Here is a 21,442-nt window from a genome sequence, read left to right as displayed (position 1 = left end):
AGGTTCAACGCCTCGCGGCGCAACCATGCCCGATCACCTGGGGCGCCGCGCCGATGCACCGATACCGTCACCTTGCTGCGGCCTTGCTGCTATGCCTGCTGGGCGCCTGCGCCGGGGTCAGCCGCAACGCCGTGCCTGCCGACCTGACCGGCCAGGCGCATCCGCTCGGCATCCCGGGCCTGCGGGTCTGGGGTGATGCGCTGGAGCCCAATGCGCTGGATGCGCTGGTGGCGCGCCAGGCCGGTATCCTGCGGCAACGCTATGGGGAGCGTGCGGCGGCCGGGCAGATGCCGGTGCTGCATTACCTGGCGATGTCGGGCGGCGGGCCGGATGGCGCCTTCGGCGCCGGGGTGCTGCGCGCCTGGAGTGAAAGCGGCACGCGGCCCAGCTTCGCCGCCGTCGCGGGCATCAGCACCGGCGCCATCATCGCACCCTTCGCCTTCCTCGGCTCCGCCTACGACCCGGTGATCGAGGAGATCTACACCACGCTGCGCACCAGCCAGGTGGCCCGCCCGGCGGTGCTCAGTGGCCTGGTCTCCGGCGTGGCGCTGACCGATACCACTGGCCTCGCCAACCGCATCGCGCATTACGTCACGGCGGATCTGCTGGCCAAGGTCGCGGCGGAATACCAGCGCGGGCGGCTGCTGTTCGTCGGCACCACCAATCTGGATCATGGCCGGCCGATGATCTGGAACATGGGCGCCATCGCCGCCTCCGGCCACCCGGGCGCGGTGCAGATGTTTCGGGACGTGATCCGGGCCTCGGCCGCCGTGCCCATCGCCTTCCCGCCGGTCTTCGTCCCGGTGCAGACCGCCGATGGGCGGCGCTTCGACGAGATGCATGTGGATGGCGGCGCCACGTCCCAGGTGGTGCTGATCTCGCCGCAACTGCCGATCGCGGCACTCACCCGGCAGCAGATCGGCCGCAACATCGACCGGCGCATGTGGGTGATCGTGAACAATCAGGTGCTGACCAACGCAGCCCCGGTGCGCCCGCGCATCTTCTCCATCGCCGGTGCCTCTATCAGTTCCCTGATCCGCGGCAGCGCCATCGGCGACATGTACAAGCTGTTCTTGATCGCGGAGCGCGATGAGATCGAATTCCGCGCCGCCTGGATTCCGCGCGGGATGCCGTGCACGTCGACCGAGGAATTCGACCCGGCCTATATGCGCTGCCTGTTCAACTTCGGCGCGGCGGAGATGCGCCGGGGTGGGCTGTGGCACGATCTGCCGCCCTATTTCGTCCGCCCGCCGATCGCGCCGATGCGCATCCCGCCCGCCTGACCCGGCTCATGACGCATTTCGAAGGCGGTCGGCATCGCCTGGGAATCCGGCACATCGCCAGACCAGGGCGAATGGAAAGCGGTCTAATCCGCAACGCCCTGCGCCAGCCGCGCGGCGCGGCTGCGCGGCGTGGACTCGTTCTGCGTCGCCTGCCCCAGCGGCGCCTCGATCAGCGGCAGGGTCGCCGCCGCGGTTTCCAGCACCAGGCGCAGCGGCGCGGACAGATCCCGCTCCGCATGCATGTCCTTCTGAAGCGCATCCGTCACCGCGCCGAGGCGCCGGGCACCGAGGGTGCGCGCGGCGCCGAGCATCCGATGCGCGGCGTGGCGCAGCCGGGGCGGGTCGTCGAGGATGGTCGGAGCGGAAAGCGTCTCGAAGCACAGCCTGACCTCGGAGACGAATTCGGAGATCACGGCATCCGCGGTCGGCCCGAGATCGGCGGCCAGGTTCCGCAGTGCCGCCAGTTCCAGCAGCGGCTGCTGGGCATCCACGACGGCGACGCTGGCGGTGGCCTGAAGCGCATCCCCACCCGCCAGCCGGGCCACCGCGGCGATCAGCGATTCGCGGTCGATCGGCTTGGCCAGGTGCCCATCCATGCCGGCGGCATGACAGGCGGCGACCTGTTCCGGCAGGGCGGAGGCGGTGACGGCCAGCACCGGGACGCGGCGGCGGGCGCTGTCCAGCGCGCGGATGCGGCGGGTGGCTTCCAGCCCGTCCATCACCGGCATCTGCACATCCATCAGCACCACGTCATAAGCCTCCCGCTCCACCGCGGCCAAGGCTTCCGCACCATCCGCCGCGCTGTCGACGCGATGGCCGACGCCGACCAGCATGGCGCGGGCCACCATGCGGTTGGCGGCGACGTCATCGGCCACCAGGATGCGCAGGCTGCGGCCGGCGGCGGCCGGGATCGGCTCGGCCGGGCGGGCTGCCGCGGCCGGTGCGGCGGCGGGCAACGGCACCTGCTTCAGCGGCAATTCCACCCAGAAGCGCGCGCCGGGCCCGAATTCGCTGTCGCAGCCGATCCGCCCGCCCATCGCGGCGGCCAGCCGGGCGGAGATCGCGAGCCCCAGCCCGGTGCCGGCGCCTTCCTGCCCGGCGACCGGGAAGAGCTGGGAGAAATCCTCGAACAGCAGATGGCGCTTTTCCGGCGGCACGCCCGGCCCGGTATCCTCCACCTCGATCCGCAGGCCGGGGCGGCCATCCGGCAGCGGGCCGGCACGGAAATCCACGCGGCCGCCGGGCGGGGTGAACTTCACCGCATTGGACAGCAGGTTCAGCAGCATCTGCCGCACCCGCGTCGCATCCGCCTCCACCGCCTCCGGCGTGCCGGGGGCGACATCCAGCGTCAGGGTCATGCCCTTGCGGTCCACCTCCGGCGCCAGCAGGCCGGCGCAGGCTTCCAGCAGCGGGCGCACCGCGACATCGCGCAGATGCAGGTCGAGCTTGCCGGCCTCGATCTTGGACAGGTCGAGCAGGCTGTTCACCAGCTCCAGCAGATGCTGCCCGGCCTCATGCAAGGTCAGCACCTGGTCGCGCTGTTCTTCGGTGAGGTTCGGGTCGCGCAGCAGCACCTGGGCGAAGCCGAGAACGCCGTTCAGCGGGGTCCGCAGCTCATGCGACATGCGGGCGAGGAACTGGCTTTTCGCCTCCCCCGCGGCGCGCGCCGAATCGCGCGCCTGGGCCAGGTCGTCCATCGCCCGTTTCATCGGGGTGATGTCCGTACGGATGCCCACCGTGCCGCCATCGGGCGTGCTGCGTTCGGTGATCAGCACCCAGCGGCCATCCGGCAACAGCCGCTCGATCGGCGGGTTGTTGGCGTGGCGCCACTGGTCCATCTCGTCCACGAAGGCCTCGATGTCGCCCACCGCCTGCGGGTACTGCCCGCGGCGCGCACCCTCGCGCATGATGTCGCGGAAGGCGGCGCCGGCTTTGATGAAGGGCGCCGAGATGGCGTAGAATTCCTTGTAGCGCTGGTTGCACGCGATCAGCCGGTCATCCGGCCCGAACATGACGAAGCCGTCCGACATGCTCTCCAGCGCATTCTCCAGGGTGGAGCGCCAGCGCGCGCGCTCCGCCTCCACCTTCTCCCGCTGCCGCAGGCCAAGCAGCAGGGCGGCGGCGAGCGCCAGGACCAGGGCCGCGAAGGCCACGGAGACCATCAGGGCGCGCTCGCGGTCCGTGCGCCAGCCCTCCAGCGCCGCCTGCAACTCCATGGTCGTGACGATGGAGAAGGACGGATACAGGGTGGGCCGCACCGAGATCAGCGCCGGTTCGCCGTTGAAGCGGCTGCGGGTTTCCGCAAGCCCGGTCAGTGCGGCCGCGGTTTGCGACATGCGGCGGCCGATCCGCGTCTCGTCATGCGGCAGGGCGGCCAGCAGCGTGCCGTCATCGCGTTCCAGCGTGATGCGAAGTCCCGGTGCGCTGCCGCCCACCGCCAGCAGGCTGCCCACCATCGGCACAGGCACTTCCGCCACCGCGGTGACGGCGCCCAGCACCGGCATCACCACCGGGCGGGCGAAGAACAGCGCCCATTCGCCGGTGGCCGGGTTCTGCACCGGCCCGCCGATCATCACGCTGCCGGCATTCGGCGTGGCATCCGTGAAGGCCGCACCCAGTGGCAGCGGCAGCGGCCGGCGGCGTGACACGGCGAGCGACGTGGCGATGGGCATGCCATCTTCCCGCACCAGCAGCACGTCGCGGAAGGTGAAGTTCTGGTTGTTCAGCTCCCGCATCACCCGCCCGGCCGCATTCGCATCGAAGCGGCCATCGCGCGCATAGGGGGCGAGGATGGCGGGCAGCCCGGCCAGCATCGCATCCACCTGCACGAAGCTGCGGTTGATCGAGGATTCGACCGCGCGGCTGACCCGGTCCGCCGTATCGGTCGCCGCCGCCAGCGCTGCCTCCCGCGACCGTTCCAGCAGCATCGCCGTCGCCACCACCTGCGCGAGGAGAAGCAGGATGACGGCAGCGAGCACCGCGAGGCGAAGGCGGCGGGCGGTCTGCATCTATTCGGGCCGCGCCTGCAGGCCGAGCGTCGGCGCCAGATACTGGTTCCAGGCCTCCACGCAATCCATCCCGCAACGATTGACCCAGCGCGGCAGCACCACCTCGGTCAGCAGGCGGCGGCGCCGTTCGTCATCGGCGGCGCTGACCGGCACCACCGTCATGCTGCCGCGGCGCCCGGCGGTGCAGGAGGGCAGGCCGGCATTGCAGGCCAGGCCCTCACCCGTTTCACGGTCCGCGGCGACCCAGATCTGCCGTTCGAGGTCGACGATCCCGTCGCGGATCACCTGCTGCAGATCGGTCGGGATGGCAGCCCAGGCGGTGGCATTGGCGCCGAAGATGGAAATCCCCCAGGCCAGGGCCATGGCGTGCACATGGCTTGTCGTCTCATGCAGGCCGATCGCGTTGCCGGACAGCGTGCCGGTGATGGCGCATTCCACCACGCCGCTGCGGATCGCCTGCGCCACCTCCGCGAAGGGAATCACCACCGGTGTCGCGCCAAGTGCCTGCAGCATCTCGGACTGCCCGACGGAGGAGGACCGGATGCGCCGGCCGGACAGGTCGCCGAGGCCGGTGAAGGGGCGGGTGCAGAACACCACCTGTGCCGGATAGGTGTAGATGCCCAGCAACTCGATCTGGTAGCGCTCGCGCAGCACCTGCTCGATATGCGGGCGGAAGGCGGAGACGGTCTGGCGCAGGCTGGCCATGTCGGGCGCCAGGGCCGGCAGGTCCACCGCGTTGAACTCCGGCTCCTCGGTGGAGACCACGGCCAGCAGCGCCGTGCCGAAGGGCACCACGCCAAGGCGCATCAATTGCAGCATTTCCTGCCCGCGAATCCCGCTGCGGTCGAAGGGCGCGATCTCGGCCTGCACCCGTCCGTCGGTCAGTTCCGCGATGCGGGTCCGCCAGAATGGTTCCTCATAGCGCACATATTGGCTGACATCGGCGAGGCCGCCGACGATCTTGAGGCGGATCGGCGCCTGCTCGGCGTGGGCCGCCATGGCGTTGAACCCCACAGCCAGGAGCAAGGCGGCGAGGAGATTGCGAAAGCGGCGATGCGCCGAAGACATGCTGGGCTCCCTGGCATCGAGGTGCCCGCCAAAATTCCGGGCCGTGGCGATCTGTCCCGCCACCTGAGCATCCTACAACAATACCATTAACGATTGCAGCAACCATAACGCGAGTGGCGCCGCATGCAATCGCGTGACCTTGCATCCATGCGCCGGGCGCATCAGGCCAGCACGTCCTTCAGCCAGCCCTCCGCCTCCTCCGGCAGGTCCGACCAGGCGGCGCGCGGGCCGACGCCGGTGACCAGCAGCAGGCCGCTGCGGTCGAAGCCGCGCCGGGCCAGGGCGCGCCGGAAATGGCTCAGCATGTAGTCCGGCGACAGGTCGGTGGAGACCAGGATGGCGTCGTTGCCCATGGTCCAATGGGCATCGGCAATCTCCCAGACCGCGTCGCGCACGGCGAGGCGCATGGCCTCGGCCTCGGCTGCCGGGGGGCTGTCCGAGGGGCCGGATTCCGGACGGTGGATGACAATGGACAGGGTCATGAAGCCCTCCGCGCGGCTAGCTGATGACCATGGATCGGCCACCTCCACTTATGCGCTCATGCTTGCCTTGCTTGCAATCCGATGCAACTTTCAAGACCGGCCCTGGCGCGTCGCCGCAAGCGGGGCGAGAGTGCGCCGCAAGCGGAGCGAGGGTGCGCCGCGATACGCCCCCGGACCCTTACCATGACCCGAATCGCCAGCCACCGCGGCGGCCTGTTCCTCTGGCCCGAAAACAGCGCTTTGGCCTTCCGCAACACCGCCCGGCTGCCGCTGGAGCAGGCGGAATGCGATGTGCACCTCAGCGCGGATGGCCAGGTGGTGGTCATGCACGACGCCACGCTCGACCGCACCACGGACCGGCGCGGCCCCGTCGCCGCCCTGACCGCCGCGGAATTCGCCACCGTACGGGTGCGCGGGACGGCGGGGGAGGCGCCGCCGACGCTGGCGCACTATCTCGCGATCCTGGCCGGCACGCCGGTGGCGCCGCGAATCGAGATCAAGGCCAGCGCCTCGGGCGAGCCCTATCCGGGCATCGTCCCGGCCACCCTTGCGGTGCTGGACCAGGCCGGGGAGCGGGGGCGGAGCTGGATCATCGGCTTCCACGCCGGCACCATGGCCGAGGCACAGGCGGCCGGCGGGCTGGCCGGGGTGGCCTGGCTGCTGGAGATTGCGACGCTGCGCGACCTCGGCCTGACCGGGCTGGTGGCCACGGCGCGGGCCTACGGATTCCCCGAGATCGGCGTGCATGAAAGCGCCATCGATGCGGAACTGGTGGCCGGCCTGCGATCAGCCGGCATCGGCATCGGCACATGGGGCGCCAACCACGCGCCAAGCATCCGGCGGATGTTGACGCTTGGCGTGGATGTCTTCGCGACCGATGACCCGCCTCTGGCCATCGCGCTGCGCGCGGGGCGCTGACGCCGTGCCGCACACCGTCCCGGCTGCGGGCCGGGACGGGTGGCGGGGTTCGCGTTACAGCCGGAAGTAGCCGGACAGCGCCATCAGCGTGAACACGGTGAGTGCCACCATCGCGAGGATCCAGGGCAGGTCCTGCCGGAAGGCTTCCTGCTTCGAACCAACGATCTTGCGACCCATATGGTCGTGCGTCGCGGCGGTCTCGTGCTTCTCGGACATGCTTCGATCTTCCCCTATTCCCGCCACGCAGGGCTGTGCGTGGCACCCTATGGTTGTCCCCCGGCCAAGGAGGCCCCATCCTGCCGGGATCAACCCGACGGAGAGGAAGCCATGACTGGTGTTCCCGATGTGACGCCCCGTGCCACCTACCAGGCCTTGGCGGAGGACCCCGACGCCATCCTGGTCGATGTCCGCACCGATGCCGAGTGGAATTTCGTCGGACTACCGGACCTCGCGGAGGTCGGCAAGCAGGTCGCGCTGATCCCGTGGCAGGTCTATCCCAGCATGCAGGTCAACGGCGCCTTCGTGGAACAGCTTCACCGGGCCGGCGCCACCCCGCTTTCCAAACTCTATTTCATCTGCCGTTCAGGTGCGCGCAGCCTGGCCGCCGGCCAGGCAGCGCAGCAGCACGGCTTTCCGCATGCCTTCAACGTCGCCGACGGATTCGAGGGGCCGGTGGATCAGGACGGGCATCGCGGTGGCGTCGCTGGCTGGAAGGCCGATGGCCTGCCCTGGCGGCAGCGCTGAGCGACGGCCATGGAACGCATGCAACTGAACACCGATTTCCTGTTCCGCCTGGAATTGTCGGTGGAGGGGCCGCAGGCCATCGGTGCCGGCCCGATCGGCGATCGCCGCGTCTTCCTTGTCACCGGCGGGAAGTTTGCCGGGCCGGGGCTGGCGGGGAAGGTGCTGCCGGGTGGCGCGGATTGGCTGGTGACGCAATCCGACGGCGGCACGCGGCTGGATGTGCGGGTGGTGCTGCAGGCGGATGACGGGCAGATCATCGGCGCCACCTACCAGGGCATCCGCCACGCCCCGCCGGAGGTTGCCGCGCGGATGGCGGCCGGGGAGGCGATGCCGCCCGGCAGCTACTACATGCGCGTCGCCATGCGCTTCGAGACCGGGCCGGGGCCGCATGAATGGCTGAACCGGGTGCTGGCGGTGGGCGTTGGCCACCGGTTCGCGCATGGTCCGGTCTATGACGTGTATGCGGTGCTCTAATCCTCGAAGAACGGCGTCTCCTCCGCCGGATCGCCGCGCAGCGGCAGGTCCAGGCTGAAGCGCGGCGCACCATCCGGCCCCTGCCCATCGGCGCGCGCCACCAGCAGCGGGCGCAGCGTCTCGGGCAGGGATGACAGCACCGGGTCGGCGGCATTGGCCTCGGCAAAGCCGGGCAGGAAGACGCAGGTGGCGAGCCGCCCCATGATGCCGCTGCCGATGATCGCCAGGTTGATGTGCGGCGCGCGCAGTCCCGTGGCATCGCGGTAGCCGCCGGGGATGATGCTGCGGAAGGCGAAGCGCCCCTCCGCATCCGTCCAGGCGCGGCCCCAGCCGAAGAAGCCGGGATCGGCCTTCTGCCAGTCCGGGTCGCGCGGATGCCGGAAGCGGCCGGCGGCATCGGCCTGCCAGGCTTCCAGCACGGCATTCACGCAAGGCCCCCCGCCTTCCTGCAGCACGCGGCCAGTCAGCCAGATCGGGCTGCCCTGCGCCGTCTGCGGTGCGTCGGGCGCCAGGCGCGTCAGGTCGTTGTCGCCATCGCGGAAGAAGGTCTGTGGGAAGAAGGGGCCGATCGTCGCCCAGGCGGTGGGCACCAGCGGGGCGTTGGGGTGGTTGCTCACAGCGGCGGCGTCGCGTGGCGGCCGCGCAGCACCAGATCGTGGGTGAAGCCCTGCCAATCGCCCATCACTGCCTCCGGCGCCACGAAATGCGCGATGCAGCGGGCGCGGGCGCCGGCATCCGGCACCGAGTTCAGGATGCGGTCGATCGCGTTCAGCGGGTCGCCCGGGAAATACATCTGCGTCACCAGCCGCATGAGGCACCCCGGCCCAAGGACGGAAATGTGGATATGCGGCGGCCGCCACCAGCGCCCGCTATCGGGCACCGGATAGGCGCCGGGCTTGATGGTGAAGAAGCCGTAGCGCCCGGCGTCATCGCTGCGCGTGCGGCCATTGCCGATGAAGTTCGGGTCGAGCGGCGCGTCGCGCTGATCGATCGGGTGGAAGTAGCGCCCGCCGGCATTGGCCTGCCACAGCTCCACGATGGCGCCGGCGACCGGCCTGCCATCCTCATCCAGGACGCGCCCGCCGACATGAATGAGCTGGCCCTGCGCCATGCGGCCGGGCGCCAGCTCCGCCAGATTGTCGTCGCCCGGCCGCAGCTTTGCGGACAGGTCCAGCGGGCCGGTCAGTTCGGTGCGCGTCAGGCTGCGGCGGAAGGGGGCGCGGGAGGGATTGCGGCGGATGGTGTTGGGGTAGCCGGGCACCGGCACCACCGGCTGCGTGGCCGGGTCCAGCGGGTCGAAGCGGTCGGGCAGCTGCATCACGCGGTCCTCCTCGGGCCGATGGAAGCGGCCAATTGGCGGACCAGCGCATGCGGGTCCGCCTCCAGTGCCGTCACGCCCACCGCGGCGAGGTCGGCTGCCGCCTGCGCCATGGAATAGCCCGCCAGCGCCGCATGCCCCGCCGCCAGGCCGACGAATAGCGGCTTCGGCGAGGGCTGCGCCCGCAACTGCGCCGCCAGCGCCTCCACCCGTCCCTTCAGAGGGCGGGAGGCGAGGGTGGTGTAGAACAGCACGGCATCGATCCCCGGCCGCTGCGCCATCTCGAAGGCGATGGCGAAACGCTGCTTCGCGGTCTCCACCGGACCGCCCTGGGCGTTGTCCATAAAGCAGGCGGCGGGGCAGCCGGCATCACCGAGCAGGTCCAGCATCATCATGCCAAGCCCCGCACCGGCGGTGACCATGGCGACGCGGCCGCCGGGGATTTCGACCATCTGGAAGCCCTCATCCCGCGCGCGGCGTTCCAGCGGCGTCATGGCTGCGGATTCCAGGCCCGCGGACAGCGCCGTGGCCTCCGCATCGTGGCGGAAGCCGGCAGCCTCGTCGCGCACCGCCTTGCAGTCGCAGGCGACCAGGCTGCCATCGGCGAGGCGCGCCAGCGGGTTGATCTCCAGGCTTTCCAGATCCTCCGCCACCATCACCCGCGCCAGCCGCACCACCAGCCGCGCCAGCCGCGCGGCCAGATCGGCCGGGAAGGCGCCGCGCAGGATGCGGAGGCTGTCGGGCAAAGCGGATGGCGATTCGGGCAGGATGTGCCAGCGCAGCGGCGGCGCGCCACCTTCCACCTCGACGCCGCCCTCGGGCGCGCAGAGCACCTCCAGCGCCTGCGCCGTGCCGTCCACGCGTAGCGCCAGGAAGATCTCCTGCGCGATGTCGACCGGACGTTCCAGCAGCAGCGGCGCGCCGGCATCCCCGAGCAGGCCGCGGATCTCCGGCACCAGCTTCGCTGCATCGCCGCGCTGCACCAGCCCGCGCTTGCCGCGGCCGCCTTCCAGGATCTGCGCCTTCACCACGGCATCCTCCCAGCCCGGTGGCACGGCCGTGCCCGTCAACACGCCGGGCGGCACCGCGATGCCGTGGCGCCGCAGCGCCGTCTTGCCGTCCCACTCCGTCAGCCGCATCGTGCCGCAACCCCTGTCGATGTCCGAGAATGATGCACAAAAATCTGCTGCAGGACGCGCCCCGCCGCGTGGTCGTGGTCAATCCGACGGGACGCTACGCCAGCGCCCAGGTCGCCGCCATGCGCGCCGCCGGCACCCGCCTGGTGGCCGGCATCGCACCCGGCCGCGGCGGCACCAGCCAGGATGGGCTGCCGCTGCTGGACGATCTCAGCCAGCTCGATGAGCCCGCCGATGCCGCGGTGCTCTACACGCCGCCCGAGGGCGTGCTGGATGCGGTGCGGGGCGCCATCGCCGCGCGTATTCCCCTGATCGTCGCGGCGGCCGAATATGTCCCGGTGCAGGACAGTCTGAAGGCGGCGCAGGAAGCGCGGGCGGCGGGGTGCTGGCTGGTCGGGCCGAATACGCTCGGCCTGTGCATTCCGGGCCGCACGCTGCTCGGCTCCATCGCGCCGGAATTCTGCCGCCCCGGCGCTGTCGCGCTGCTGTGCCGCAGCGGCACGCTGACCCTGGCGCTGGCCCGGCTGCTGACCGAGGCCGGCATCGGCCAGAGCGCCGTCATCCATATGGGCGGCGACCTGATGATCGGCCGCAACCCGCATGAATACCTGCCGATGCTGGCCGCCGACCCCGGCACGCGCGCCGTGCTGTATTGCGGCGAGCTGGGCGGCGACAAGGAATATGCGCTGGCCGAGGCGCTGCCGGCCTTCGGCAAACCCCTGGTCGCGCTGGTGATGGGCCGCCACGCCCCGCCCGGCACGCGCATGGGCCATGCCGGTGCGCTGGCGGGGGCGGAGCGGGAGACGGCGGCGGCCAAGCTCGCCGCGCTGGCGCAGGCCGGCGCCGTCGCGGTGGCACGGCCCGAGGATGCCGTCGCGGCGCTGGCGGGACTGTAGCCTCACCCGGCCTGGATGCCCGCGCGGGCCACCACCTCCCGCCACTGCGGCACCTCGACACGCAGGCGCTCCGCCAGCCGGGCGGGGCCATCCAGCAGCAGCGTGGCGCCGCTTTCCTCCATGCGGGTGGCCAGAAGGTTGCCGCGGGCCATCGGCGCCACCTCCCGCACCAGCCGGTCCACCACATCCTGCGGCGTGTTGCGCGGGCCGAACATGGCGTACCAGATGGTCATGGCGTAGCCCGGCACCGCCTCGCTGATCGCCGGCACATCGGGCAGGCTGCTGGCGCGCTCGGCGCTGGTCACGGCGATGGCCTTCAGGCGGCGGTCGCGCAGATGGGTCAGCGCCTCGATCGTGCCGGTCACCAGCAGATCCGTATCCCCCGCATACAGCGCGGTCACCGCCTGCCCGGCGCCGCGATAGGGCACGTGCAGCAGATCGATCCCCGCCCGCACGCCCAGCAGCGCCCCGCCGAGATGGGTGGTGGAGCCGACGCCGGAGGTGCCGTAGGTGATGGCCCCCGGCGCGGCCTTGGCGCGGGCGATAAGGTCCGCCAAGTCGCGGATCGGATTCTCCGGCCGGGCCAGGATCACCATCGGTGCCTCGCTGACCATGGTGATCGGCACCAGGTCGCGGAACGGGTCGTAGCCGGGGTTCGCCATCAGCGCCGGGACGATGGCGACGGAGGATGTGGTGAACAGCAGCGTGTGCGGGTCATTCGCCTGCACCACCGCCTGCACGCCGAGCGACCCGCCCGCGCCGGGCCGCGTCTCCACCAGCACCGGCTGGCCGATCCTGCCGCCCAGCGATTCCGCAATGAACCGGGCCGGCACCTCCACGGGACCACCGGCGGCGAAGGGCACGATGAAGCGGACCGGCCGGTTCGGCCAGGCGGCCTGCGCCTGGGCGGTCGCCAGGCAGAGCGGCGCCAGGCCAAGCCCGGCCAGCGCGTGGCGGCGGGTGATGTGCATTGTCGTGGTCTCCATCCCAGGGGCTCTGGCGGCCCTTACCGTTGACATCCTCAACCAAGCCGCCCCATTCCTGCAAGCACGGAACGGGGGGTGGCATGGATCAGGCGGGGAATGGCGGCATGCGGCCGCTGCAGGGGCTTCGCATCCTGGACCTGTCGCGCGTGCTGGCCTGCCCCTTCGCCACCATGCTGCTGGCGGAACTCGGCGCCAGCGTTATTAAGGTGGAGCAGCCCGGCACAGGCGATGAAACGCGCGGCTTCGAGCCCTTCTTCGATTTCGGCACCAGCGGCTATTTCCTCGCCTGCAACCGCGGCAAGCGCAGCATCACGGTGGATCTTCGCAAGCCCGGCGGGCGGCAGGTGATCCGCGACCTGGCGGCGGGCGCGGATGCGCTGGTGGAGAATTTCCCGACCGGCACGCTGGCCCGGCGGGGCCTGGATTATCCCGCGCTGCGCGAGGTGAGCCCACGCCTCGTCTACCTGTCCTGCACCGGCTTCGGGCAGACCGGCCCCTACGCCCAGCGCAAGGGCTACGACACGGTGTTTCAGGCCATGGGCGGGCTGATGGGGCTGACCGGGGAGAAGGGCGGCGGGCCGGTGAAGCCGGGGCTGCCGGTGGCGGACCTCACCAGCGGGTTGTGGGTGGCGATTGCGCTGCTGGCAGCCCTGCGCGGGCGGGATGCCACAGGGGAAGGCGCGCATGTGGATTTCGGCATGCTGGACGGGCAGGTGGCGCTGCTGACCATCGCGGCCGCACGGCTGTTCGCATTGGGGGAAGTGCCGCCACGGCTCGGCACCGAACATCCCGGCCGCGTGCCGACTGCCAGTTTTCGCTGCCAGGATGGCCGCTTCCTGCACATCACCGCCAGCGACCAGCATTGGGCGCCGCTCTGCGCCGCGCTGGGTTTGCCCGAACTGGAGGGGCTGGCGACCAACGCGCAGCGGCTGGAACAGCGCGAGCGCATCATGGCGGCGATGTCCGCCGCCCTCGGTGCGATGACGCGCGCGCAGGCGGTGGCGGTGCTGGATGCGGCGAATGTGCCGAACGGCCCGGTGCTGGCACTCGATGAGGTGGTGGCGGACCCGCATGTGCAGGCGCGCGGCAGCGTGGCGCAGGTGGCGCATGGCGCAGCCAGCCACCCGGCGCTGCGCCTGCCCTTCCGCTTCGACGGATTTGCCGACCCGGCACCGCTGCCGGCGCCGGCGCTGGGCGCGGATACGGATTCGGTGCTGGCGGAACTCGGCTACGACGCCGCGCGCATCGCGGCCCTGCGGGAGGAAGGCGCGATATGACGGAACCGCTGATTTACACGGAAGCCGATGGGCTGGTGACGCTGACACTGGACCGCCCGCAGGCGCGCAACGCATTGAACCTCGCCCTCGCCGAGGCGCTCGCCGCCGCCTGCCGCCGCGCGACCGAGGCGCAGGCGAAATGCGTCGTGATCCGCGCCAATGGCCCGGTCTTCTGCGCCGGCGCGGATTTGAAGGAACGCCAGGGCATGGACGACAACGCGGTGCGCGCGCGCCGCGTGAAGGGCTTCTGGGCCTATGAATCGATCGAGCGTCTGCCGATGCCGAGCATCGCCGTGGTCGAAGGCCCCGCCGTGGGTTCGGGCGTGGAAATCGCCGCCGCCTGCGACCTGATCCTTGCCACGCCCGCAGCCAGCTTCAAGACGCCGGAGGCGCTGTGGGGCACGGTCGGCGCCACGCAGCGCCTGCCGCGCATCCTCGGCAAGCGGCTGGCGAAGGACATGATGTTCACCGGCCGCGTGCTGACGGCGGAGGAAGCGCTTTCCGCCGGGCTGGTGGCGCGGCTGGTCGCACCCGATGCGGTGGCGGACACGCTGGCGGCCATCACCGCCACCATCCTGAAGGCGCCTGCCTCGGCCCTGGCACTCGCAAAGCGCTGCATCGATGAGGGGCTGGAACGCGACCCGCGCGGCGCGCTGGCCACCGAATTGCTGGCGATCGAGGACAGCCTGGACGCCGCCGAATGGCGCAGCGCCATGTCCGGCTTCGGCCGATGAGCTGGACGACGCGCCTTTCCGACCTGCTCGACGCCAATGCGGCGCAGCGCGGCGATGCGGAGGCGCTGGTGGCGGATGGCGTGCGGCTGACCCATGCGGCGCTGCGCACGGAGGCGCGTGGCGTCGCGCGCAGCCTGCTGGCGCTCGGCATCGGCCGCGGCGATTTCGTCGGGCTGCTGATGGGCAATGATGCGAACTGGGTCGCCAGCTTCTACGGCGCCGCGCTGATCGGCGCGGTGACGGTGCCGGTCAACACCCGCTTCAAGCCGCCCGAGATCGGCTTCGCGCTGGGCCGCGCAGGTTGCAAGGCGGTGCTGCTGGCTGGCCGCTTTCTCAACATCGATTTCGCCGCGGCGGTCGCGGAGGTGCGCGGCGAATTGCCCGAGCTGCGCCATGTGGTGGTGGCCGGCACGCCGGGCTGGGACGCATTTCGCGCGCGGGCGGTGGACGATGCGGCGCTGGACGTCGCAATGGCCTTGGTCACCGCGGAGGATGTGCTGCTGGTGCAGTACACCTCCGGCACCACCGCCCACCCCAAGGGCGTGCTGCTGACGCACCACAACATGCTGCGCAACGCCACCGCCTGTGCGGCGAAGCTCGGCGTGCGGCCCGATGATCGCTACCTGAACTGTCGGCCCTTCTTCCATGTCGCCGGTTCCACCCTGTCCCTGCTGGTCTGCCTGGTGACCGGCGCCGTGATGGTGACGCCGCCGACCTTCGAGGCCGGCGCGGCGCTCGATTTGCTGGAGCGTGAGCGCTGCACCCTGACCTCCGGCAATGACGCGATCTTCCAGCTTCTGATGTCCCACCCCCGCTTCGACCGGGCGCGGCTGCATCTGCGTGGCGGCTGGGCCGCGGCGGGGCCGGAAACGATGCGGCGGATCGTGGAAGACATGGGCGTGCAGGATCTATGCTGGGCCTATGGGCTGAGCGAGGCGTCGCCCAATGTTGCGCTATCCGACCATCGCGAGCCGGTCGAGGCGCGCATCGCCGGCGGCGCCGTGCCGCATGCGGGGCTGGAAGTCCGCATCGCCGATCCCGCGACCGACGCGCCGCTGCCGGCCGGGCAGGCGGGGGAGATCCAGGTGAGGGGCTGGTCCGTCATGCGCGGCTACCTGCATGACCCGGAAAACACGCAAAGGGCCTTCACGCCGGATGGCTTCCTGCGCACCGGTGACCTCGGCACGCAGGATGCGGATGGCCGGCTGCGCATGGTCGGCCGCATCAAGGATGTGATCCGCGTCGGCGGCGAGAATGTCGCGCCCGCCGAGGTGGAGGAGGTGCTGTCGGCGCATCCGGCGGTGGCGCTCGCCCAGGTGGTCGGCGTGCCGGACGCAAGGCTGGGGGAGGTGGTGGCCGCCTTCGTGCAGCTGCGGGATGGCGCGGCGGTGACGGAGGCGGCGCTGCTTGACTGGCTGAAGCCGCGCCTGGCCAATTTCCGCATGCCGCGGCACCTAGCGATTGTGGACGGGTTCGAATCGATCGGCATGACCGCCAGCGGCAAGGTGCAGAAGGTGAAGCTGCGCGCACATGCGCTGGCGGTGCTGGCGCTGTGAAATTATCGATGACAAGTCCAGTCATCCGCATGAAATGCGCCGTCTGATTCATGGGCTCTTCACAGAGCTCCACGGATTGTCCATCTCAATGTGATGCAATTTCGCAGGCGGATAGGTCGCCTTTCCGTGATTCGGGGAGCCAGGGGAAAGATGCCGGGCGATGCGGTGGCCGACCTCCGCCGGCAATGCGCCGCCCTGCCGCTGACCGGCCTGGGCGCGGCGCTGCGCGTGGTGCTGGTGACCAGTCGCGAGACACGGCGCTGGGTCATCCCGAAGGGCTGGATCGAGCCGGGCGAGCAACCGCATCGCAGCGCAGCGCGGGAGGCCTTCGAGGAAGCCGGCATCGTGGGTGAGGCCGACCCGGACCCGATCGGCCAGTTTGCCTATCACAAGCGCAAGCCGGGCGGCGTGCTGCTGCCTTGCGATGTGCTGGTCTATCGCCTGCGCGTCGCGCGCCTGCTGCATGACTGGCCGGAACGCCGCGAGCGGGAACGCCGGCTGGTCACGCCCGCCACCGCTGCAGGGCTGGTGGCGGAGCCGGAACTGGCGGCGCTGCTGCGGGCGCTGACCGCCGGCTGAGCCTCAGCGCCGGTCGGCGGCAGTGGTGACATAGGCGCGGCCGTAGCGCTTTTCCAACTGACGCTGCACCAGGTCCCACACCGTGGTCATCACCAGGTACCAGAAGGCCGCGGCCAGGAACAATTCCAGCACCAGGAACCGTTCCTGGATCAGGATCTGCGTGCGCCGCAGCAGTTCTTCCATCGAGATGACCGAGGCGACCGAGGTGGTCTTCAGCAAGCCGTTCACCGAATTGCCCAGCGGCGGGATGATGATCCGGAAGGCCTGCGGCCAGGTGATGTTGCGGAAGACCTGGATCTTCTTCAGCCCCAGCGCCAGCCCGGCCTCCCGCTGCCCGGGGCCGACGGCGGAGATGCCGGAACGCACGATCTCGCTGAGATAGGCGGCCTCGTTCAGCGCCAGGCCGAGCAGCGCCGCCTGCGTCACGCTGAAGCGCACGCCGAACAGCGGCAGGCCGGTGTAGATGATGAGAAGCTGCACCAGCAGCGGCGTGCCGCGAAAGATCCAGCAATAAAATTTGGCGAGCGCGGCCAGCCAGCGGTTGCCGGACAGGCGCAGCAGCGCCACGACGATGCCCAGGATCAGGCCGAAGAACAGGGAGGCCGCGGTCAGCCACAGCGTGGTGACCGCGCCTTCCAGCAGGAAGGGGTTGAACAGGTAGTCGAAGAACCCCTGCCAGGACCAGATATGCATCTACATGCTTTCGAAAGCTGGCCGCATTCGCGGCCTCGGCCCGCACGAAGTGCGCGGGCCGCCAGAGTTGTCGGATGGTTACTGCGGGCCGACGACTTCGAAGCCCGCCTCATACTTGCTGACGCCGTAACGGTCGAACAGCGCATCGTAGCTGCCATCCGCCTTCATCTCGGTCAGCACCTTGGCGATCTCCAGCGCCAGGGGGCGGGACCGCATGGCAAGGCTGGCCGGCGTCGGGAACAGGCCGTGCAGCACGCGCGGGAAATCGCCGCGCTGGTCGTATTCGGCGGCCACCGCATCCACGCTCGTTACCGCCTGCACCTGGCCGACGCGCAGCGCCTGGAAGGCGATGGCGAAGTTGTCGAAGGTGCGGATGGTGATGGGCGCCTTGCCGCGCGCGACCAGATCCGCGCTCAGCGCGCGCGTGCGTGCTTCCTCGAAGCCGCCGATCTCGACGCCCACGACCTTGCCGGCCAGGTCATCGACGCTGGCGATGTTCAGCGGATTGCCGCGCGCGGCGGAGAAGGCGACGGCCGCATTCTCATAGCGCAGCATCTGCATGATCTCGGCGCGCGCCGGGGTGAAGAAGGTGCCGCTGTTGATCACGTCCCAGCGCCGCGCCGCGAGGCCCGGGATCATCGCGCTGAACTCGATCCGCACCCATTCCGGCGTCAGGCACAGGCGCTTGGCGAGTTCCTGGCCGAGATCGAAGCGCAGCCCCTGCAACTGACCCTGCGCGTTGACGAATTGCAGCGGCGGCAGCGTCGGGTTGATCGACATGATCAGGGTGCCGGGCTTCACCAGCTCCGAATTCGCCACGCGCGGCGTGCAGCCGGTTGGGGCCTGCGCAAAGGCAGGCGATGCGAAAGCCGCGAGCGCGGCGGCGAGAAGAAGACGACGCATGATTTAAAACTCCCTGTTTGATTCGAAGAAGAACTCAGGCCGCCTGGCGCGCGCCCTCGGCCAGCAGGCCCAGACCCTGCAGCACGGCGGCGAGCTGCGGCACATCCGTGCCCGGCAACGGCAGGCGGGGCGGGCGCGGATCGCCCATCGGCATGCCCATCAGCCGGAAGCCGGCCTTGGTGCCGGAGACGTAGCGTGGCCCGCCGACGAAGGGCAGCAGCGGCATCAATTGGCGGTAAAGCGGCAGGGCGCGGTCCATGTCCTTGTCGAAGGCCGCCGCGTGGAACATGTCCGTGCTCAGCTTCGGCGCCAGGTTGGAACACACGGCAACCCAGCCGATGGCACCCAGCCAGGCGCTTTCATACCCCAGCACGCCGGCGAAGACTTCCATGCGGTCGCCGCAGAGATCGACGATGTCGCGCACGCGCGTCACCTCCAGCGTGCTCTCCTTCACGTAGAGGCAGCTTTCGATGGTGGCCAACCGCGCGAGGATCTTGGGCGTCAGGTCGACATTCGCCGTGGCGGGGTTGTTGTAGACCATGATGGGTATGCCGATGGAATCCGCGACGGTCTTGTAGTGGAGATACAGCTCGTCCTCCGTCGGCACGGAATAGAAGGGCGGGATGATCATCACGCCATCCGCGCCCAGCGCCTCCGCCTCCCGCGAGGTGCGCACCACCTCCCGCGTATCCTCCGCCCCGGTGCCGATCAGCACGGGCACGCGGCCGGCGGCGGTCTTCACCACCGTCTCCACGATGGCGGTTCTCTCTTCGGGCGAAACAGACAGAAATTCGCCGGTGGAGCCAAGCGGGATCAGGCCGCGTATACCTTCGCGGATCTGGAATTCCACCAGCCGCTCCAGCGCCTTCAAATCGACTGCCGCCCCACCCTTGGTGAAGGGCGTGATCAGGACCGTGTAGCAGCCGCGAAATTTGTCGCCCCGCTTATTCTGATGGTCCATTGGCTTGCTCCTGTCGCGCGAACGGCCATCATCCATGCGCCTTTCCGCGAAAGCATCAAGCCCATCCCATGCGACTGACTCACGCCGCGATCCGCCCCTCTGCCGAAGCGGTGGGCATCACCTTCGAAGGCCGCCCGATTTCCGCGCTGTATGGCGAGACGGTGGCCGCGGCGCTGTCCGCCGCCGGCGAGCTGACGCTGCGGTATACGCAATCCGGCGCGCCGCGCGGGCTGCATTGCGGCATGGGCGCATGCTTCGATTGCCTGGTCACCATCGATGGCCGCGCCAACCAGCGCGCGTGCCTGGCCAAGGTGGCGCCGGGCATGGTGGTAGAGCGCGCCGCCCCGGCGCAGCCTGCGCGCCTCGCCCCGCCGCCGCATGCGACGGCGGAGGAACTGGCCTGCGACGTGCTTGTGGTCGGCGCCGGCCCCGCCGGCCTGTCGGCTTCCATCGCCGCGGCGGAAGCGGGCTGCAAGGTGGTGGCGCTGGATGAACGCGATGCGCCGGGCGGCCAGTACCTGAAGCCGCTCGCCGCCAGCCACGCCCATGCGGCGCCGGATCGCCAGTTCCGCCAGGGTGCCGAGCTGCGCGCGCGCGCCATCGCGGCCGGCGTCGATTTCCGATTCGGCGCCACCGTCTGGGGCGGTTTCGGGGCGGATGAGATCGCCGCGCTGGTCGAGGGCCGCAACGTGGTGTTCCGCCCGCAGCGCCTGGTGATCGCGGCCGGGTCGCATGAACGCCCGGTGCCGATTCCCGGCTGGACCCTGCCGGGCGTGATGACAACCGGCTGCCTGCAAACCCTGGCCCGTGCGAATCGCGTCTCGCCCGGGGATCACGTGGTGATCGCCGGCAATGGCCCGCTGAACCTGCAACTCGCCTGCGAATTGGTGGAGGGCGGCGTGCAGGTGGCCGCCGTGCTGGAGGCCGCGCCGTTTCCGGGGTTCCGGGGCGTGCGCCAGGCGCTGCGACTGGCCGCCGGCGCGCCCGACCTCGCCTGGGACGGCGCGCGCTACCTCGCCGTTCTGAAGCGCGCCGGCGTACCCGTGATCTGGGGCGCCCGCCCGGATGCGGTGGAGGGCGAGACCCGCTTCCTCGCGCTGCATGCCAGCACGCCATCCGGGAAGATCCGCATTGCCGCCGATGCGCTGGCGCTGAACCTGGGCTTCCAGCCGGAGACCGGCCTGGCCCGCGCGCTGGGCTGCGGGCATCGGTTCATCGATAGCGGCCTCGGCCGGCTGGAGACGGTGACGGACCAGGACGGCCGCACCAGCCTGCCAACGGTCTTCGCGGTCGGCGACGGCGCGCAGGTGGGCGGCGCGCGCATCGCCTTTGCCCGCGGCCGCCTGGCCGGGCTGGCGGCGGCGCGGGACCTGCGGCCGGGCTTGGCGGAGGACACCACCAGCCGCCGCGCCCTTTCCCGCGCCATCGGCTTCCAGGATGCGCTGTGGCGCTTCTTCGCCGTGCCGGAATTCGACGCGCGCAGCCTGGCCGACCCCACGCTGGTCTGCCGCTGCGAGGAAGTCTCCGCCGGCACCCTGCGCGCCGCGATGGCCGAGGGCGCCGTCTCACTCGGCGCGGTGAAGAAGGCGACGCGCGCCGGCATGGGCCGCTGCCAGGGCCGCATGTGCGGCGCCACCGTGGCGCGGATCGTCGGCGCCGCGGAGGAAGCCGGCTGGGCCGCCCCCCGCGCGCCGCTGAAGCCGGTGCCGGCCATCGCGCTGGCCATGGAGAAGCCGGAATGGCTGGAAGGCCCCACCGCCACGCCCGCCCCCATCCTGCCGGTGCACCACACCCCAGCCACCGGCCCGGCCGAGGCCTGCGACGTGCTGGTGGTCGGCGGCGGCGCGCTCGGCCTGTCCACCGCGCTGTATTGTGCGCGGGAGGGGCTTTCCGTGATCCTCGCGGAGCGCGGCGAGCCGGGGCAGGGCGCCACCACCGGCAATGCCGGCAGCCTGCACATCCAGCTCCACGCCTATGACAGCGCCGGGGCGGAGGAAGGGCCGGAAAGTGCGGCGGCGCAGGTGCTGTCCATCGGCCCGCAATCCGTGGCGCTGTGGCGGGAGATTGCGGCGGAGGCGGGCGAGAGCCTCGGCATCCGCACCGAGGGCGGGATCATGCTGGTGGAGACGCCGGCGCAGCTGGAACGCCTGGTGGCCAAGGTGGCGATGGAGCGCGCATTCGGCGTGGATAGCCGGGTGCTCGGCGCGAATGAGCTGATGTCGGTCGCGCCCTACCTCGCCCCGGGCTTCGCGGGGGCGGCCTTCTGCGCGCCGGAAGGGCAGATGGACCCGCTGCGGGGGCTCTCGGCGCTGCTGTCCCTGGTGCGGCGGGCGGGGGTTCTGGTGCGCGGCGGCACCACCATCGCGGCGGTGGTGCGGGAGGGGGCGGGGTTTCGGGCGGAGACAGGCGGGGGCGGCGTGATCCGC

General features: G+C 70.8%; 21 protein-coding genes. 10 read left to right on the top strand and 11 right to left on the bottom strand.

Annotated features, from left to right (window positions below):
- The first annotated feature begins 83 nt into the window (after nt 1-83).
- Nucleotides 84-1,283, top strand: a complete 1,200-nt coding sequence (locus Q8S40_RS02365; RefSeq protein WP_305669150.1) for a patatin-like phospholipase family protein — start codon at nt 84-86, stop codon at nt 1,281-1,283.
- 83 nt (nt 1,284-1,366) lie between these two features.
- Here the strand turns inward: Q8S40_RS02365 and Q8S40_RS02360 are convergent, their stop codons facing one another.
- The 3 genes from Q8S40_RS02360 to Q8S40_RS02350 form a co-directional block, all read right to left on the bottom strand.
- Nucleotides 1,367-4,291: an ATP-binding protein gene (locus Q8S40_RS02360; RefSeq protein ID WP_305669149.1), complete on the bottom strand. Its 2,925-nt coding sequence runs from the start codon at nt 4,289-4,291 to the stop codon at nt 1,367-1,369.
- Nucleotides 4,292-5,359 (bottom strand): TRAP transporter substrate-binding protein, encoded by a 1,068-nt coding sequence (locus Q8S40_RS02355; RefSeq protein WP_305669148.1) that lies wholly within the window; start codon nt 5,357-5,359, stop codon nt 4,292-4,294.
- A gap of 161 nt (nt 5,360-5,520) precedes the next feature.
- On the bottom strand, nt 5,521-5,841 hold the full coding sequence (locus Q8S40_RS02350) for a hypothetical protein (protein ID WP_304810961.1): 321 nt from the start codon (nt 5,839-5,841) through the stop codon (nt 5,521-5,523).
- Between the two features lie 183 nt (nt 5,842-6,024).
- Between Q8S40_RS02350 and Q8S40_RS02345 the strand changes: the two genes are divergently transcribed.
- Nucleotides 6,025-6,759, top strand: a complete 735-nt coding sequence (locus Q8S40_RS02345) for a glycerophosphodiester phosphodiesterase family protein (protein WP_305669147.1) — start codon at nt 6,025-6,027, stop codon at nt 6,757-6,759.
- 54 nt (nt 6,760-6,813) lie between these two features.
- Here the strand turns inward: Q8S40_RS02345 and Q8S40_RS02340 are convergent, their stop codons facing one another.
- Nucleotides 6,814-6,975 (bottom strand): hypothetical protein, encoded by a 162-nt coding sequence (locus Q8S40_RS02340; protein WP_304810957.1) that lies wholly within the window; start codon nt 6,973-6,975, stop codon nt 6,814-6,816.
- Nucleotides 6,976-7,086: 111 nt separating this feature from the next.
- On the opposite strand from Q8S40_RS02340, the gene Q8S40_RS02335 reads away from it, so the two are divergent.
- Both Q8S40_RS02335 and Q8S40_RS02330 read left to right on the top strand, forming a co-directional pair.
- Nucleotides 7,087-7,503 (top strand): rhodanese-like domain-containing protein, encoded by a 417-nt coding sequence (locus tag Q8S40_RS02335; protein WP_304810955.1) that lies wholly within the window; start codon nt 7,087-7,089, stop codon nt 7,501-7,503.
- Between the two features lie 18 nt (nt 7,504-7,521).
- On the top strand, nt 7,522-7,977 hold the full coding sequence (locus Q8S40_RS02330; protein WP_305669146.1) for a DUF3237 domain-containing protein: 456 nt from the start codon (nt 7,522-7,524) through the stop codon (nt 7,975-7,977).
- Here the strand turns inward: Q8S40_RS02330 and pcaG are convergent.
- From pcaG to Q8S40_RS02315, 3 genes are read right to left on the bottom strand one after another with little or no spacing between them, the layout of a single operon-like run.
- On the bottom strand, nt 7,974-8,594 hold the full coding sequence (gene pcaG, locus Q8S40_RS02325) for a protocatechuate 3,4-dioxygenase subunit alpha (RefSeq protein ID WP_305669145.1): 621 nt from the start codon (nt 8,592-8,594) through the stop codon (nt 7,974-7,976). The two genes, Q8S40_RS02330 and pcaG, sit on opposite strands and share 4 nt — an antisense overlap.
- Complete coding sequence (locus Q8S40_RS02320) at nt 8,591-9,295, bottom strand: protocatechuate 3,4-dioxygenase subunit beta (RefSeq protein WP_305669144.1); 705 nt, start codon at nt 9,293-9,295, stop codon at nt 8,591-8,593. The genes pcaG and Q8S40_RS02320 overlap by 4 nt, the downstream gene beginning before the upstream one ends.
- On the bottom strand, nt 9,295-10,434 hold the full coding sequence (locus Q8S40_RS02315; RefSeq protein ID WP_305669143.1) for an ATP-grasp domain-containing protein: 1,140 nt from the start codon (nt 10,432-10,434) through the stop codon (nt 9,295-9,297). The genes Q8S40_RS02320 and Q8S40_RS02315 overlap by 1 nt, the downstream gene beginning before the upstream one ends.
- A 29-nt stretch (nt 10,435-10,463) precedes the next feature.
- Between Q8S40_RS02315 and Q8S40_RS02310 the strand changes: the two genes are divergently transcribed.
- The gene (locus tag Q8S40_RS02310) at nt 10,464-11,327 is read left to right on the top strand and encodes a CoA-binding protein (protein WP_305669142.1); all 864 of its coding nucleotides are present in this window, start codon (nt 10,464-10,466) and stop codon (nt 11,325-11,327) included.
- A 2-nt stretch (nt 11,328-11,329) separates the two neighbouring features.
- On the opposite strand, the gene Q8S40_RS02305 is transcribed toward Q8S40_RS02310, so the two are convergent.
- Entirely contained in the window at nt 11,330-12,298 is a 969-nt protein-coding gene (locus tag Q8S40_RS02305) for a tripartite tricarboxylate transporter substrate binding protein (RefSeq protein WP_305669141.1), read from the bottom strand.
- 95 nt (nt 12,299-12,393) lie between these two features.
- On the opposite strand from Q8S40_RS02305, the gene Q8S40_RS02300 reads away from it, so the two are divergent.
- The 4 genes from Q8S40_RS02300 (at nt 12,394) to Q8S40_RS02285 (ending at nt 16,459) form a co-directional block, all read left to right on the top strand.
- Nucleotides 12,394-13,590 carry a CaiB/BaiF CoA-transferase family protein gene (locus Q8S40_RS02300; protein ID WP_305669140.1) on the top strand — a complete coding sequence of 399 codons (1,197 nt, stop codon included), beginning with the start codon at nt 12,394-12,396 and terminating at the stop codon, nt 13,588-13,590.
- Complete coding sequence (locus Q8S40_RS02295; protein WP_305669139.1) at nt 13,587-14,324, top strand: enoyl-CoA hydratase/isomerase family protein; 738 nt, start codon at nt 13,587-13,589, stop codon at nt 14,322-14,324. The genes Q8S40_RS02300 and Q8S40_RS02295 overlap by 4 nt, the downstream gene beginning before the upstream one ends.
- Nucleotides 14,321-15,880, top strand: a complete 1,560-nt coding sequence (locus Q8S40_RS02290) for an AMP-binding protein (RefSeq protein WP_305669138.1) — start codon at nt 14,321-14,323, stop codon at nt 15,878-15,880. The genes Q8S40_RS02295 and Q8S40_RS02290 overlap by 4 nt, the downstream gene beginning before the upstream one ends.
- 150 nt (nt 15,881-16,030) lie before the next feature.
- Nucleotides 16,031-16,459, top strand: coding sequence for an NUDIX hydrolase (locus tag Q8S40_RS02285; protein ID WP_305669137.1), 429 nt, complete (start codon nt 16,031-16,033; stop codon nt 16,457-16,459).
- A gap of 3 nt (nt 16,460-16,462) precedes the next feature.
- Here the strand turns inward: Q8S40_RS02285 and Q8S40_RS02280 are convergent, their stop codons facing one another.
- The 3 genes from Q8S40_RS02280 to Q8S40_RS02270 form a co-directional block, all read right to left on the bottom strand.
- A complete protein-coding gene (locus Q8S40_RS02280) occupies nt 16,463-17,152 on the bottom strand; it encodes an amino acid ABC transporter permease (protein ID WP_304813962.1) in 690 nt (229 codons plus the stop codon).
- A gap of 78 nt (nt 17,153-17,230) precedes the next feature.
- Nucleotides 17,231-18,055 (bottom strand): ABC transporter substrate-binding protein, encoded by an 825-nt coding sequence (locus tag Q8S40_RS02275; RefSeq protein ID WP_304813961.1) that lies wholly within the window; start codon nt 18,053-18,055, stop codon nt 17,231-17,233.
- Nucleotides 18,056-18,089: 34 nt separating this feature from the next.
- A complete protein-coding gene (locus tag Q8S40_RS02270; protein WP_305669136.1) occupies nt 18,090-19,016 on the bottom strand; it encodes a dihydrodipicolinate synthase family protein in 927 nt (308 codons plus the stop codon).
- Nucleotides 19,017-19,084: 68 nt separating this feature from the next.
- Here Q8S40_RS02270 and Q8S40_RS02265 point away from each other — a divergent pair.
- On the top strand, nt 19,085-21,442 hold a 2,358-nt coding region (locus tag Q8S40_RS02265), incomplete at its 3' end, for an FAD-dependent oxidoreductase (RefSeq protein ID WP_305669135.1).

The organism is Falsiroseomonas sp. (genome assembly GCF_030695085.1).
Lineage (GTDB): Bacteria > Pseudomonadota > Alphaproteobacteria > Acetobacterales > Acetobacteraceae > Falsiroseomonas.
The sequence above is the reverse complement of the archived record's forward strand: the minus strand, read 5'-3'. Positions and strand labels throughout refer to the sequence as shown.